This window comes from Paeniglutamicibacter sp. Y32M11, assembly GCF_019285735.1.
Classification (GTDB): Bacteria; Actinomycetota; Actinomycetes; order Actinomycetales; family Micrococcaceae; genus Paeniglutamicibacter.
The window spans coordinates 3,022,808-3,037,372 of the sequence record NZ_CP079107.1; the positions used below are offsets into that span (position 1 = coordinate 3,022,808).

General features: G+C 62.0%; 14 protein-coding genes. 9 read left to right on the forward strand and 5 right to left on the reverse strand.

What is annotated here, in order from left to right; translation table 11 throughout:
* Positions 1–189 precede the first annotated feature (189 nt).
* Positions 190–867 carry a Crp/Fnr family transcriptional regulator gene (locus KUF55_RS13395; RefSeq protein WP_132359058.1) on the forward strand — a complete coding sequence of 226 codons (678 nt, stop codon included), beginning with the start codon at positions 190–192 and terminating at the stop codon, positions 865–867.
* A 115-nt stretch (positions 868–982) separates the two neighbouring features.
* Here KUF55_RS13395 and KUF55_RS13400 read toward each other — a convergent pair whose 3' ends face one another.
* Genes KUF55_RS13400 through KUF55_RS13410 form a run of 3 tightly spaced genes read right to left on the reverse strand, consistent with a single transcriptional unit; the run spans position 983 to position 2,609 of the window.
* Complete coding sequence (locus KUF55_RS13400) at positions 983–1,918, reverse strand: NUDIX hydrolase (RefSeq protein ID WP_218818795.1); 936 nt, start codon at positions 1,916–1,918, stop codon at positions 983–985.
* A 37-nt stretch (positions 1,919–1,955) separates the two neighbouring features.
* The gene (locus tag KUF55_RS13405; RefSeq protein ID WP_218816905.1) at positions 1,956–2,432 is read right to left on the reverse strand and encodes a RidA family protein; all 477 of its coding nucleotides are present in this window, start codon (positions 2,430–2,432) and stop codon (positions 1,956–1,958) included.
* Between the two features lie 21 nt (positions 2,433–2,453).
* A complete protein-coding gene (locus KUF55_RS13410) occupies positions 2,454–2,609 on the reverse strand; it encodes a hypothetical protein (protein ID WP_168150231.1) in 156 nt (51 codons plus the stop codon).
* Between the two features lie 37 nt (positions 2,610–2,646).
* On the opposite strand from KUF55_RS13410, the gene KUF55_RS13415 reads away from it, so the two are divergent.
* The 4 genes from KUF55_RS13415 to KUF55_RS13430 all read left to right on the forward strand — a co-directional run bounded on the left by KUF55_RS13415 (position 2,647) and on the right by KUF55_RS13430 (position 9,753).
* Complete coding sequence (locus KUF55_RS13415; RefSeq protein ID WP_255557039.1) at positions 2,647–5,067, forward strand: transglycosylase domain-containing protein; 2,421 nt, start codon at positions 2,647–2,649, stop codon at positions 5,065–5,067.
* Positions 5,060–6,025 (forward strand): metallophosphoesterase, encoded by a 966-nt coding sequence (locus KUF55_RS13420; protein WP_132359067.1) that lies wholly within the window; start codon positions 5,060–5,062, stop codon positions 6,023–6,025. The genes KUF55_RS13415 and KUF55_RS13420 overlap by 8 nt, the downstream gene beginning before the upstream one ends.
* Before the next feature lie 135 nt (positions 6,026–6,160).
* Complete coding sequence (locus tag KUF55_RS13425) at positions 6,161–7,948, forward strand: ABC transporter ATP-binding protein (protein ID WP_255557040.1); 1,788 nt, start codon at positions 6,161–6,163, stop codon at positions 7,946–7,948.
* Positions 7,945–9,753, forward strand: a complete 1,809-nt coding sequence (locus KUF55_RS13430; protein WP_218816908.1) for an ABC transporter ATP-binding protein — start codon at positions 7,945–7,947, stop codon at positions 9,751–9,753. Before KUF55_RS13425 ends, KUF55_RS13430 begins: the two co-directional genes overlap by 4 nt.
* A 96-nt stretch (positions 9,754–9,849) precedes the next feature.
* Here the strand turns inward: KUF55_RS13430 and KUF55_RS13435 are convergent, their stop codons facing one another.
* Together KUF55_RS13435 and purD are read right to left on the reverse strand one after the other, a co-directional pair.
* Entirely contained in the window at positions 9,850–10,755 is a 906-nt protein-coding gene (locus tag KUF55_RS13435) for a phosphoribosylaminoimidazolesuccinocarboxamide synthase (protein WP_132359076.1), read from the reverse strand.
* The gene (purD, locus tag KUF55_RS13440; protein WP_218816909.1) at positions 10,756–12,042 is read right to left on the reverse strand and encodes a phosphoribosylamine--glycine ligase; all 1,287 of its coding nucleotides are present in this window, start codon (positions 12,040–12,042) and stop codon (positions 10,756–10,758) included.
* A 118-nt stretch (positions 12,043–12,160) separates the two neighbouring features.
* Between purD and KUF55_RS13445 the strand changes: the two genes are divergently transcribed.
* Genes KUF55_RS13445 through KUF55_RS13460 form a run of 4 tightly spaced genes read left to right on the forward strand, consistent with a single transcriptional unit; the run spans position 12,161 to position 14,512 of the window.
* Positions 12,161–12,781, forward strand: a complete 621-nt coding sequence (locus KUF55_RS13445; RefSeq protein ID WP_218816910.1) for a bifunctional 2-polyprenyl-6-hydroxyphenol methylase/3-demethylubiquinol 3-O-methyltransferase UbiG — start codon at positions 12,161–12,163, stop codon at positions 12,779–12,781.
* A 5-nt stretch (positions 12,782–12,786) separates the two neighbouring features.
* Entirely contained in the window at positions 12,787–13,794 is a 1,008-nt protein-coding gene (locus KUF55_RS13450) for an asparaginase (protein WP_218816911.1), read from the forward strand.
* A 3-nt stretch (positions 13,795–13,797) separates the two neighbouring features.
* Complete coding sequence (locus KUF55_RS13455) at positions 13,798–14,172, forward strand: sterol carrier family protein (protein ID WP_132359087.1); 375 nt, start codon at positions 13,798–13,800, stop codon at positions 14,170–14,172.
* Between the two features lie 13 nt (positions 14,173–14,185).
* Positions 14,186–14,512, forward strand: coding sequence for a hypothetical protein (locus KUF55_RS13460; RefSeq protein WP_218816912.1), 327 nt, complete (start codon positions 14,186–14,188; stop codon positions 14,510–14,512).
* Positions 14,513–14,565 lie beyond the last annotated feature (53 nt).

Genomic DNA, 14,565 nt, shown 5'->3' on the forward strand with positions numbered 1-14,565 from the left:
CTTCATTCGGTGTTGTAGGGCACCAAAACGGGCCTAAAACACTATTTCTTGCCCCGAGTCTAGTCGGGCATGGATCAAATGCCCGCGATTCTAACCACATTTAGGGCCTTTTGGCGTGTGGAAGCTGTCACACGGGGCAACCGTACGGCACAATTGGAACAGCGCTAACGACAGTTGACAGGAGATTTTATGGACATCGAGGTATTGCGTCGGGCACCACTTTTCGCTTCATTGAGCGACGAGGTGTTCTCTGCACTGACTGAAGAACTATCCGAAGTAGATCTTTCCCGTGGTGCCTCCGTGTTCCGCGAGGGCGATCAGGGCGACCAGCTCTACTTCATTGTTTCGGGAAAGATCAAGCTGGGACGCACTTCCTCGGACGGTCGTGAGAATCTGATTGCCGTTCTCGGCCCGGGCGAGTTGTTCGGCGAAATGGCACTCTTCGATCCGAGCCCGCGTAACGCTACCGCCACCGCGGTTTCGGAAACGCGCCTGGCTGGCCTGCGCCACGAGAACCTGCGCAAAGTTATCCAGACCAGCCCGGAGGTTTCGGTGCAGCTGCTGCAGGCCTTGGCCTCGCGTCTTCGCCGCACCAACGAGTCGCTGGCCGACTTGGTCTTCTCGGATGTTCCGGGCCGTGTCGCCAAGGCACTTCTGGATTTGGCAGACCGCTTCGGTCGTCCCGCTACCGACGGCATCTTGGTTGCCCACGAACTGACCCAGGAAGAATTGGCTCAGTTGGTTGGTGCCTCACGCGAAACCGTGAACAAGGCTTTGGCCGAGTTCGTCCAGCGTGGTTGGTTGCGTCTGGAAGCACGCGCAGTCGTGATCTTGGATATTCAGCGCTTGCGTCAGCGTTCACGCTAAAACGCATCAGTGCATCAACGGCCGTGGCCGGGAACCCCTATCAAGGGGTTCCCGGCCACAGTCGTTTCTACGTGGTTCAGGTAACCGTTGGGCACGACCGAGGTCGCGGGAGTGTTTAGCGGCCGCGTCCCAGTCCGCCGCCTTCGGCAGCGGTCGTGGTGGTCACGTCCAAAAAGAACTTTCCATCGGCCTGAACCAGCTCAGGATGGTAGCTCTTGAGCTCACGGCGCACGGAGAGGTATGCCACGGTTCCGCGAGTGGAGGCAATCTTTTCCAGAATGACTTCCACCGCTGGCGTGGTGATTTTGCTCAGCGGCAGGCCCCGAGTGTCGACGGCGTCCGCTTCGTCGCCCAACGTTGTTGAAAGGCGTTGTGCGACGACCTCGCTGGCTACCTTCCAACTAGCCCAGACGCCTTTGCCCCGCAGCAAGCTTGGTTCCTGACGAACCGGTAGTGCTGCCGCGAAATAGCGGGTGTCAAAACGCCGCAGGGCGAAGTTCGGGGAAATCCAGTGCGACAACGGACGCAACAGATCGGTACGTAGACCCAGCCCGCGCTTGGCCAACACGTCGGCCAGGGTCTTGTCCTGCCCGGCCACCGCTTCGCGCACCGCCATCCAGTCCTCGCTGTCGCAGTTCTCCACCACGGACAGTTCGTCGGTTCCCGCTAGCAGGACACCCGTTTCTTCGAAGAGTTCCCGGATGGCGCACACAATGTGCGCCTTGACCAAGCGCTGGTCAAGAATGCCCAACCTCTTGGACCACTCGCTCAGGCTTGGTCCGTACCAAGGGATGTCGTGATCATCCACACTTTCCAAGCTTCCACCGGGAAAGGCGACACTCCCGAGCGGCGAACCGCCGGGACGATATCCGAGGTAAGTTTCAACACCTTTTGGCGAGTCGCGGATCAGCACCACCGAAGAAGCGCGACGCACGGTCCGCGGGGTGCGATTTCCAAAGGAAACCCAATTCTCCGCCGCATCATATTGGCTCGGCGGGAGGTCAAAAAGTCTACGCAACAGCCCCGTGGACGGGTTCCGCGGTTTCACCACAGGATCCTCGTTCACGGGGCCACCGTTTTCAGTATTGTTACGCAAACTCAACGATCAGTTCGACCTCAACCGGTGCGTCCAACGGCAGTGCTGCCACGCCGACGGCCGACCGGGCGTGTACGCCCTTTTCGCCCAGGACTGCGCCCAAGAACTCTGAGGCTCCATTGATGACGGCCGGCTGCCCGGTGAAGGACGGATCGGATGAAACGAAGCCGACAACCTTGACCACGCGGACGATGCGGTCCAGGTCGCCGATGACACCCTTGATGGCTGCCAGGGCGTTCAGCGCACAGACCTGTGCCAGTTCGGCCGCTGCTTCAGCGGTAACTGCGGCACCGACCTTTCCGCTGGCTGTGAGTTCCCCATTAATAAATGGCAGCTGCCCCGAGGTGTAAACGAGGTTACCGGTGATCGTCGCTGGTACGTAGGCGGCCACCGGAAGAGCGACGGCCGGAAGGGTGTGGCCGAGGTCGGCCAGTCGTGCCTCAACTGCGGAGGAAGTCTCTTGTTGCATAGAAATTACTCGTTTCTTTTCTTAGGCCTTGGGGCGCTTGAGGTAGGCGACCGGTGCATTTCCGTTGGGTCCGGGGACGACGGCAACTAGCTCCCAACCGTCCTCTCCCCATTGGTCCAGAATCTGCTTCGTGGCGTGAATAATGAGCGGTAAAGTGGCGTACTCCCATTTCGTCATAACCGATACGTTAGCGCGTCCTTGTAAACTAGTACGCATGGCAGCTAAAAAGTCCCCGTTTTTTGATACGGCTACCACCCTTGGCAAGATCGTTGCCTTCTTTGGGGTGAGCGCCTTATGTGGCGTACTTGCGGCAGGACTCATGGTCCCGGTCGCCTCTCTCGCCGGCAGCGGCGCCAACGCAGGTGTGGATATTTTCAACGCCTTGCCGGCCAGCTTCGCCGGTGAGCCGATTGCGGAACCCTCCAAAATTTTGGCCAAGGACGGGTCGACTATCGCCACGTTCTACTCGGAGAATCGCCAGCCGGTCAAGCTGGAGAATATTTCCCCCGTCATGCGCAAGGCGATCGTCTCCATCGAGGACGAACGCTTCTATCAGCACAACGGCGTGGATCTGCGCGGCATCGCCCGCGCGGCAGTGAACAACTTCACCTCCTCGTCCCAGCAGGGTGCTTCAACGTTGACCCAGCAATACGTCAACAACCTGCTGATCAACTCGGACTCAGTTAATGGCGTGGACCGCTCGGAGATGACGATCTCCGGCACCAAGAACATTGCCGACAAGGCTCGTGAGGCCAAGCTGGCCATCTCCATCGAAAAGGAAATGTCCAAGGATGAGATCCTTGAGGGTTACCTAAACCTCGTGCTCTTCTCCGGACGTAACTACGGCGTTCAGGCAGCGGCACAGCGCTTCTACTCCATCGATGCCAAGGATCTTAACCTTCAGCAGTCAGCGATGCTTGCCGGAATGGTTCAGCTGCCCAACGCTTACAATCCGGAAAGCTACCCGGAACGAAGCATTAAGCGCCGCAACACCGTCCTCGCCGCCATGCTGCGCACCGGTGCCATCGACAAGGCTGAGTACAAAAAGGCCGTCGCTTCGGACCTAAATTTGAAGCCGCACAAGACGCTCTCCGGATGTATCGCCGCCGATTCGGCCGCCTACTTCTGTGACTATGTCACCAAGCTCATCGTCAGCGACGACGCCTTCGGCAAGACCGCAGAGGCCCGCGAGTCCCTGCTCTACCGTGGTGGTTTGACCATCAAGACCACGTTAGACATCAAGCTTCAGAAGGAAGCCGAAAAGCAGTCCAAGGCCATGATCCCGGCCAACGACAAGTCGAACATGGGCGCGTCCATCGTGACCGTTGAACCCGGCTCGGGCAACATCCTGGCCATGGGCCAGAACAAGACGTACTCCCCCGCTGAGGGCAAGGAATTCACCGAGTACAACTTCGCCGTTGAATCCTCGAAGGGTGGAGCCGGCGGGTTCCAGGGTGGTTCCACGATGAAGCCCTACACCACGTTGGCCTGGCTCCAAGCCGGAAACACCATGAGCCAACGGATCAGTGCACCGAACAGAAAAATGTACCCTCAGTCATTCCATTGGGAGGCTTCCTGCTTGCCCGCCGGTTACACCACGGTGGGCGGTGGCTGGGATCCTGCCAACGCCGTGAACTCATGGGCCTCTTCGGGAACGGTTGACTACGGTCTATTCAACTCCGTCAACTCCTTCACGGTGGCCGAGGCGTCCCAGCTTGATCTCTGTGACATCTCCGCAAACACGGAGAAGTTGGGTCTCGTCGACTACGCCAATTACACCGACCTGGCCACCGGTAAGAAGACCACCACCGCACAGCCGATTTCCCCGGCCAACCCGTCCTTCGTCATCGGTTCGGCTCAAATCACCCCGCTGGCTCAGGCCACCGCGTTTGCTGCATTCGCCAACAACGGTGAGTACTGCGAGAACCGAGCGCTGACCTCAGTCACCGACGCGAGCGGCAACGAGTACAAGGTCAAGCCGGTGACTTGTAGCCAAGAACTCAGCCCTAAGGTGGTGTCCGATTTGAACGGCACACTGAAGAAGATCGCCAGCCAAAAGGTTGCCAAGGGAGCGATCAACTACCCGATCGCTGGCAAGACCGGTACGAACAACGATGCCAACTCCACCTGGTTCGTTGGTTACACCTCGGGCATGTCGACTGCGGCCTGGGTCGGCCGCTGGGACAAGCAGCGGAATCTGGAGACTCCGGGCTATGAGATTGCCGGAGTCACTCGTTCCTGGGTTGACTCGGGCACCTGGGCAAGCCCGCTGTGGGTCAATTACATGAAGGAAGTCGGGGACCTGTACTCGACGGATTCATTGGGCAAGGGCTCAGTCTCTCCCCAGTCGACTCCTTCCAGCGCCTCCGCGCAGAGCGACTCGAACAACGAAGCCGACGCGCCGGCCACCACGGACCCGTCACCGACTACGGCTCCGAGCACCTCCGCACCGAGTAGCGATGCCCTGAGCAGCTCAGCACCGGCTAGCTCCGCTCCGAGTAGTTCGGCTCCGAGTAGTTCGGCTCCGAGCACCTCCGAGTCCTCGGACACCGGCAATAACGGTAATAGGAACTCCAACGGGAACGGCAATGGCAACGGGAACAACAATTCAACCGATGCTAAGAGCGATGACTAATCCTCTCCCGGTCTCGACGACCATGACCGAAGCGGTCTCACGCACAGCGCGTGGGGCCGCTTTGGCGGTTGGTGCTGCCGCTGCGGCGGGAACGGCACTTTTCGGTTATGGACTGAGCCAGACCACCCGCTTTGTGGTGCGCGAGGAAAACTTGGCTCTGCTCCCCACGGGGTCCGCCCCCATCCGGATCTTGCATCTCTCGGATATTCATATGGTGCCGGGACAGGAACTCAAGCGCCGCTGGCTCCACTCGCTCGCAGACCTGAAACCAGACCTGGTGATCAACACCGGAGATAACCTCGGGCATTTGCGGGGACTTGAATCGTTGCTGGCTGCGTTGGGCCCGCTCATGGCTTTCCCCGGCGCCTTTGTTCCGGGATCAAATTGCTACTTTGGTCCCCGACCGAAGAACCCCCTGCGGTACCTGAGGAAGGATTCTTCGGTCCCCCGCAACTCCCCGAAGTATCAGTTGCCTTGGGAAGCAATGCACCGTGCCTTTGGCGCCGCGGGCTGGGTCAACATGACCAACCGAAATTATTCGATGCCGGTGCGAGGCACACGCCTTGACTTCACCGGAGTTGATGACCCGCATCTCTCCTATGACCGGTTTGCTGGTTGGCCGGCCGGCTCGGCCTCCTCTTTTGATGCCCCGCATCTTCGCATCGCGCTGGCCCATGCCCCGTACCAGCGGGTCCTGGATCGCTTCACGGCCTCGGACGCGGACCTGATATTGGCCGGACACACCCACGGCGGACAGATCTGTATCCCCGGCTATGGGGCGCTGGTGACCAATTGTGATTTGCCGACGTGGCGGGCCAGTGGGCTCACCACCTGGGAATGGGCGGGGAAAAGCACGCCGCTGAACGTATCTGCGGGCATTGGCACCTCACGCTTTGCTCCGGTGCGGATCGCCTGCCCGCCGGAAGCGGTTCTGCTCACGTTGAGCGCTCGTCCCTGAGGCTTTCGCAACCGATTGAAATATCCCAACCCCACACTGTAAGGTATTTTACGTAGCGAATACGCGCGCATTAAGTGAGGTCGGACACCGGTGGCAAGACAACAAGGACACTCACCCGCGGCGGGAACGCCCACTGTGCGCAAGACCTTTGCGCGGCTTGGCCCCTTCGTTAAACCCATCTTGCCGCGCTTGTTCTGCGGTTTCTTGTGCGCGTTGGCTGCAGGCCTCGTCGCGCTGGCCATCCCCCAGGTCCTAGCCACACTGGTCAACGACGTGTTGCACCCCGAGGGCAAGAGCTCGGCGGTTTGGTACGCGGTGGCATTGATCGGCGGGCTCGGATTCCTCGAGGCGCTGCTGGTGTTCCTGCGTCGACAATTCGTGATCACCCCCGCGGCCCGCCTCGAAACTCAACTGCGGGTACGCTTCTACGCCCACCTGCAGCAGCTCCCCGTGGCCTTCCACGAACGCTGGGGCTCGGGTCAGCTGCTCTCCCGGTCCATGTCCGATCTGAGTCTGCTGCGCCGCTGGCTGGCCTTTGGCGCCCTGATGCTGGTGGTTTCCACCGTGACGGTGATTGCCGGCCTGAGCCTGATGTTCAGCGCCAGTTGGGTGTTGGGTGCCATCTACCTGGCCGGGGCCATCCCCATCACCATCAAGGCATTCCACTTCCGATCCAACTACCGTGCCGCCAGCCGCCTGAGCCAAGACCAGGCCGGCGACCTCGCCACGGCCGTCGAGGAATCGGTCCACGGCATTCGCGTTATCAAGGCCTTTGGACGTGGCCGCCACATGTACGACGGCTTTAATTCCCAGGCAAAACAACTTCGCGACACCGAGGTTTCCAAGGCCAAGACCCTGGCCGGATTCATTCTTTTTGTGGTCGCCATCCCCGAAACCACTTTGGGCTTAGGGCTTGCGGCCGGTCTCTGGCTCACCGCACAGGGCGATTTGAGCGTGGGTGCGCTGGTGGCTTACTTCGCCACCGCCATGGTGCTGGCCGGCCCGGTGGAAAACATGGGCATGCTCATGGGCATGACGCTGACCACCAAGACCGCGCTGGACCGCCATTTCGAGGTCATGGACACCCAAAACACCATCACCTCCCCCGAAACACCAGTGACACCCACCCAGCGGCGCGGGGAGCTCGAGCTGCGCAACGTGGCCTTCCGCTTCGCCGATACCGCCCAGGATGCACCACCCACGCTGCGTTGCATCAATCTATTGGTGCGCCCCGGGGAAACCATGGCACTGGTCGGCATGACCGGCACCGGAAAATCCACCCTGCTGCAGCTGGTTCCCCGGCTGTACGACGCCACCGGCGGGCAGGTGCTCATCGACGGGGTCGATGTGCGAGATCGCGATCTGATCGAATTGCGCCAGGACGTCGCGGTGGCCTTCGAAGACACCATCTTGTTCTCTTCCTCCATCCGAGAGAACGTCTTGCTTGGCGCGCCCGAATACGAAAAAGAAAAATTGGATGCCCTGTTGGATGAAGCCATCGATACGGCTCAGGCGGGCTTCGCCCGCACTCTGCCCGATTCTCTGGATACTGTGATCGGCGAGGAGGGGCTCTCGCTCTCCGGTGGGCAGCGCCAACGCATCGCGCTGGCCCGCGCCATCGCCGCCAAACCACGGGTGCTGGTGCTCGATGACCCACTCTCCGCCCTCGATGTGCGCACCGAGGAAGCTGTGACCCAGAAGCTGCGCAGTACCCTCGCCGGGACCACCACGCTGATTGTTGCTCATCGTCCCTCCACCGTGGCCCTGGCCGATCGGGTGGCGCTGCTCAAGGACGGGGAGATCAACGACGTGGGCACCCACTCCGAGCTCCTGGGGCGCAACGAGCACTACCGCTACGTCATCGCCAGCCTCGAGGACGAGGAATCCAACATCATCTCCCTGACAGGTGGAACTGAAGCATGAGCCAGCACACCGGGGTGGCCAATGAGGATGCCATCACCCTGAGCCTTGAGGAACGAAAACGCATCCGCGCCCGCTCGTGGAAGCTGCTGGCCGTGCTGGCCAGCACCCAGAAGAAGATGCTGGCGCTTACCGTGGTGCTGGTGGTCATTTCCAACGTTGCCCGCGTCGCGTTCCCGCTACTCATTGCCTGGGCCATCGACTGGGGCCTGCCCCAGGTGCGCAACGGCAACTGGGCGGTGCTGGGCATCACCGGCGGCGCATACGTGCTGGCCGCCATCACGGCCGGGTCCCTGTTGGGCTGGTACATTCTGTGCACCGCAAAAATCTCCCAGGCCATGCTGCTAGATCTGCGACTACGCGTCTTTAGACACACCCAACGGCTGAGCCTGGAGTTCCACGAAAACTACACCTCCGGTCGCATTATTTCGCGGCAGACCTCGGATTTGGAGACGCTGCGCGAGCTGCTGGACCAGGGCATCTCCGAGCTGGTCTCCGCCGGAGTGTTTGTGGCCTTCACCCTGATCTCGATCTTTGTGCTGGACTGGCGCTCCGGACTGGTGGTGATGATCGCGGCGGCGCCCATCTGGTTGCTCTTTGGCTGGTACCAGAAGCGCTCCGAGGTGGTCTACCGCGAGTCGCGGGTGGTCTCGGCCCGAGTCATCGGCTCCTTCGTGGAAACCATGACCGGTATCCGCGCGGTGAAGGCGTTCCGCAAGGAAAAAATCAACGATGCGAGCTACTCCACGGTCGCCGGGGAATACCGGGACAACTCCATCCGCTCCATCAACCTCTTCGGGGTGTTGCAGCCATCATTGGTGCTGATCGGCAACCTGTCGGTCGCCGCGGTACTGGCCTGGGGCGGCTTCCGCATCCTTGACGGCCAACTGGGCGTGGGCGTGTTGGTGGCGCTGCTGCTGGCCACCAAGCGGGTGTTCCAACCGGTGGAAAACATTGCCATGTTCTACCAGTCCCTGCAGTCGGCCACCGCCGCCCTGGAAAAGGTCTCCGGGCTCCTGGAGGAGGAGCCGACGGTCACCGAGCCGGTGAAACCGCAGCCCCTGGAAAGCGTGGTGGGCAGGCTGGAGTTTAAGGATGCCGTCTTTGGCTACGGGGACGGGCCGGTCATCATGGACCGCTTTGACCTGACGATTCCGGCGGGTCAAACCATTGCGGTGGTCGGTCAGACCGGAGCGGGTAAATCCACGCTGGCCAAGTTGATCGCCCGGTTCTATGACCTGCGCTCCGGTTCCTTGTCCCTGGACGGGGTGCGGATCGAACATATTGCCAACAACGATCTGCGTCGGCACGTGGTCATGGTGACCCAGGAGGCGTTCCTGTTCTCCGGCACCGTGGCCGATAATATCGCGCTGGGCAAACCGGGGGCCAGCATCGAGGAGATCATTCTGGCGGCCCGCGCCGTGGGCGCCCACGAATTCATCACGGCGTTGCCCGAGGGCTACGAGACCGATGTGAACAAGCGAGGCGGGCGCGTGTCCTCGGGTCAGCGCCAGCTGATTTCCTTCGCTCGAGCCTTCCTGGCCGATCCGGCGGTGCTGATCCTCGATGAGGCGACCAGCTCGTTGGATATTCCCTCCGAGCGGGCGGTGCAGCGCGGGCTGCAGACCCTGCTGGGCAACCGCACCGCGCTGATCATCGCGCACCGACTCTCCACGGTGCAGATCGCCGACCGCGTACTGGTGGTCCACGACGGGCACATTGTTGAGGACGGTACTCCGGCGGAGTTGATCAGCTCCGAAGGCCGCTTCGCCGCCCTGCACAAGGCCTGGCGCGACTCGTTGGTCTAGCCCCGGGCTTCACTCCCCCGGTCAACAAGACCCCGACCGCCGCACGGCACAACAAAGCCCCGTTCAAAATGAACGGGGGCTTTGTTGATGAGTGACTTAGGCGCTAAAGGTCAGACCGGTCAGGCGCTCGTAGGCATCGATGTAGCGTGCACGGGTGAGCTCGATGATGTCCGCCGGAAGTGCCGGAGGTTCCTCATCGGAGTTCTTGTCCCAGCCCGAGGCCGCCGAGGTGAGGTAGTCACGGACAAACTGCTTGTCGAAGGACGGCTGAGCCTGGCCCGGTGAGTAGGTCTGCGCATCCCAGAAGCGTGAAGAATCGGGGGTGAGCACCTCATCGCCCAGGGTGATCTCGCCGGTGGCCGGATCGATCCCGAACTCCACCTTGGTATCGGCCAGGATGATGCCGCGTTCGCGGGCGATCTCCTCGGCGCGGGTGTACAACGCCAGGGTGGCATCACGCAGATCGGCAGCCTGCTGGCCGCCGATGCGGGCAGCGGTTTCCTCGAAGGTGATGTTCTCGTCGTGTTCACCGACCTCGGCCTTGGCCGAGGGGGTGAAGATCGCCGGATCCAACTTCGAACCATCCACCATGCCGGCCTGCAGCGGCAACGCGCAGACGGTCTGACGATCCTTGTATTCGGCCAGGCCGGAGCCGGTGAGGTACCCGCGGGCGATGCATTCGATCGGGAACATGTCGAGCTTTTTGCAGACCATCGCCCGGCCCACCACGGCGTCGGGGACGTCGGTGGAGATGACGTGGTTGGGGAATTGTGCCAACTTCTCGAACCACCACAGGCTCAGCTGCGTCAGCACCTTGCCCTTGTCGGGGATCTCGGATTCCAGCACAAAGTCAAAGGCGCTGATGCGATCGGAGGCGACCACCAAAACCCGGTCGGTTTCCTCAAAGGTGGAACCGGCCGGGATGTACAGATCGCGGACCTTGCCCGAATAGTGGTGTGTCCATCCCGGCAGATCCAGGGTTTCGGTTTGCAGGCCTGACATTTAGTGTGTTCCTTCCGAGACGCTGATCTGGCCGTTGGCGGCCTTCAGCGCAATGTCGTTACGGTGCTGGGCACCGTCCCAGGAGATGGCTGCCACGCCGGCGTAGGCCGAATTGCGCGCTGCATGAAGATCTGCGCCCAGGCCTACGACTGCCAGCACGCGCCCGCCATCAACGATGACCTCGCCGGCTTCGTTGTTGGTGGTTCCCGCGTGCAGCACCGATACGTTCTCGATGGCTTCGGCGGCGTCGATGCCCGTGATGGTGGCACCCTTGATGGGTGAATCGGGGTAGTTTTCTGCCGCCATGACCACGCCAACGGCGGTCTCGGGACGCCAGTGCAAAACCTCGGCGTCATCAAGTTCACCCTTGGCCGCCGCCATCAGCAGGCCGCCCAGCGGTGTCTTGAGCCGAGCGAGCACGGCCTGGGTCTCGGGGTCGCCGAAACGTGCGTTAAATTCGATGACGCGGATGCCGCGGGTGGTGATGGCCAGGCCGCAGTAGAGCACACCGGTGAAGGGGGTTCCGCGGTGTTCCATGTCGCGCAAGGTCGGGTAGGCGACACGTTCCATGACCTCGTCCACGAAGCCGGCCGGGAGCCACGGCAGCGGCGAGTAGGCGCCCATGCCGCCGGTGTTCGGGCCCTGATCATCATCAAAGATGCGTTTGAAGTCTTGGGCCGGGGCCAGTGGGACGGCGTGGGTGCCATCGCAGATGACAAAGAGGGAAACCTCCGGGCCGTCGAGGAATTCCTCGATGACCACGGTGCCGCCGGCCTCAAAGCAGGTCTCGGCGTGGGCCAGGGCCTCGGCGCGGTCGTTGGTGACCACCACGCCCTTGCCGGCTGCTAGGCCATCGTCCTTAACAACATAGGGAGCACCAAAGGCATCAAGCGCCTCGGCGGCTTCCTGCGTGGTGGTGGCAACCCGGGCCATGGCCGTGGGAACCTCGGCCGCTGCCATCACGGTCTTGGCGAAGGCCTTTGAGGCTTCGAGCTGGGCCGCGGCCTTGGTGGGTCCAAAGACGGGGATGCCGGCCTCGATCAGGACGTCGGCAACACCTGCCGCCAGGGGCGCTTCGGGGCCAACCACCACCAGATCCGAGCCCAGATCGCGCGCCAGGGCCAGCACTGCGGCCGGGTCCTGTGCATCGATTTGGTGGGTGGAGACATCACGCGAGATCCCAGCATTGCCCGGAGCGCAATGTAGGTCGGTGACGTAGGGATCCGCAGCTAGTGCGCGGATCAGTGCATGTTCGCGGCCGCCGGGGCCAATAACCAGTACCTTCACGAGGCTAAAGCCTACCGGGTTTGACCCGGGCGTAGCGGACAAAAGACCTCACCGCGACGTAATGTGCGTTGGCCTGCCGCACTGACCCACTACCGGGTGCTGCGCCTATGCTCAAGTCATGGACGAAGAAACACTGTGGCAGCAACGGGCTCAGAGCAACCCGGAGCAGGCCAAGAACTACATTAAACGTTTTGCCCAGTTGCGGGCGCAGGGAGTGGACCTTGACGGTGAGGCACGCTTTATCGATGCGCTGCTGCCGCGCGGGGCGAGGGTGCTTGATGCTGGATGCGGCACCGGTCGGGTGGGCGGTGCCCTAGCCCGGTTGGGGCACCGGGTCACGGGCGTGGATTTGGATGAGGAGTTATTGGGCGCCGCGGCCCATGACTTCCCCGATGCGCGGTGGATACCGGGGAATCTGGCCAGCTTCGAGCTGCGTGTGGCCAACGGTGGTGTCGAGGAATTTGATGTGGTGTTTGCCGCGGGAAATGTCCTGGCGTTTGTGGCCCCCGGCACCCAGGCGCAGGTGCTGAACTCACTCGCGCGGCATCTGGCTCCCGAGGCCCGTTTGGTCTTGGGATTTTCGCCGAGTCTGGGCTACGCGCCCGCTGATTTCGCAGCGGATGTGCGCGCGGCGGGGCTCGAATTTACGGCCCGGTTTTCCACGTGGGACATGCGCCCGGCGGATCCCGACGCGGACTTCATTGTTGCGCTGCTTCAACGTGCGGAGCACGTAAACTAAATCACATGTCCGAAACGCAGCTCGCCTCCGAAACCGTTGATCTTGTTGTCCTTGAACGCAATGGCTTCATCGAGTCGCGGCATCGAGGCACGGCCGTTGTCATCAATGCCGCCGGCGAGATCACGTTCGCCCTGGGCAACCCCAACACGCTGATTTTCCCGCGCTCCACGCTCAAGCCCTTCCAGGCCATGGCCTCGATGCAATTGGGCGTGCCGTTGCGTGGTGCCCAGGTGGCCCTGGCCTGTGCCAGCCATGTGGGCAGCACCGAGCACACCGACGTGGTCGAATCCATGCTCGCGGCTGCGGGACTCAGCTCGGCCGAACTGCGTTGCCCCGAGGCCTGGCCCGCACATGAGGCAACCCGCAGCGAGTTGATTCGTCAGGGTGGAGGCAAGTCGAAGATCGCCTTCAATTGTTCGGGCAAGCACGCAGCGTTCCTGTGGGCCTGCACCGAAAATGGGTGGGACACCGAAAATTACCTCTCCCCCGATCACCCGGTTCAGCAACGCGTGATTTCCGTGATCGAGGAATACGCGGGCGAAAAGATTTCACATCTGGGTGTAGATGGCTGTGGAGCACCGGTTCCCGTCATTTCGCTCGCGGGCCTGGCCCGCGCGGTGTCCAAGCTGGCGCTGGCCCCGGGTAATAAGCATGCCGATGCACGTGCCGCCACGATCGCCACCGCGATGCTCGACTACCCATGGGCGGTTCAGGGCCACGGCTTGCCCAACTCCGTGGTGATGGAAGATCTTGAAGTGATCGCCAAGCTGGGTGCCGAGGGCGTGCTGGTCATGGCCGCGCCCAATGGCACCGCGGTAGCGGTGAAAATGCTCGATGGATCCGGCCGCGGGTCCGATCTTCTGGGGCTCACGCTGCTGGCCAATGCCGGAGCCATCACCACCGCGCAACTCGAATCGGTGCTTCCCAAGCTGACCCGTCCGGTGCTCGGAGGCGAGGTCCCCGTCGGTTCGGTGCGGCTGGCCAGCCACGTGATCAACCAGCTGGAAAGCTAGACCTTGGCCATCAAACGACGCATCGATCCGGCCGAGGGCTCCAGGGCCTTTCGCCGCTGGATCGAGGCCGCAGCCTCCGGGGCCGAAGCACCACCGCGTCCGGTGCTGGCCATGGCCGTGCGTTACACCCTGGAGGAACTGGCAACGCGCGCCGAGGGAAACTCCGTGGAAGTGCGGGTGCCGCCCTTTGGGGTGACCCAATGCATCCCCGGGCCCCGACACACCCGTGGCACCCCGCCGAATGTCATCGAGTTACCGGCCGAGCTCTGGCTGGCCCTGGCGGCCGGCACCCTGGCGTGGGATGCCGCGCTGGCCACCGGAAGGGTCACCGCCTCGGGGCTGCGCGCGGACCTGTCGGGCGAGCTTCCACTGGTTTAGTAACCTTGTAGTTATGGAATCCAGTCAGCACCCCAGCACCCCCAACCCGGCGAGTAAGAAATCCGGCGACGTTGAGGTGCTCGTTTACGCAGCACCAAAGTTTTGGCCGTTCATGGGCATTGGTGCCCTTCTCGGCGTGATCATCGCCTTCATCTCCGCCTATTCCGGCGAGGAGTCCGCGGAATTCACTCGTGCGGCGGTCGCTGGCTTCCTCTCGGTCGGTTTTGGCTTTGTCGGCGTAACGTTGGCCTGTATCGCCTTCCTCATTGTGGATCGCATCACACGCAAAAAGGCACGTCGAGCGCTTGCCGTGCCTATGGGTGCCGCAGAACACCAGTAGAACTTCGATTGTGCGTCACTTCACGGGAAATGCAGCCAGCGGCTCGTGAGAGA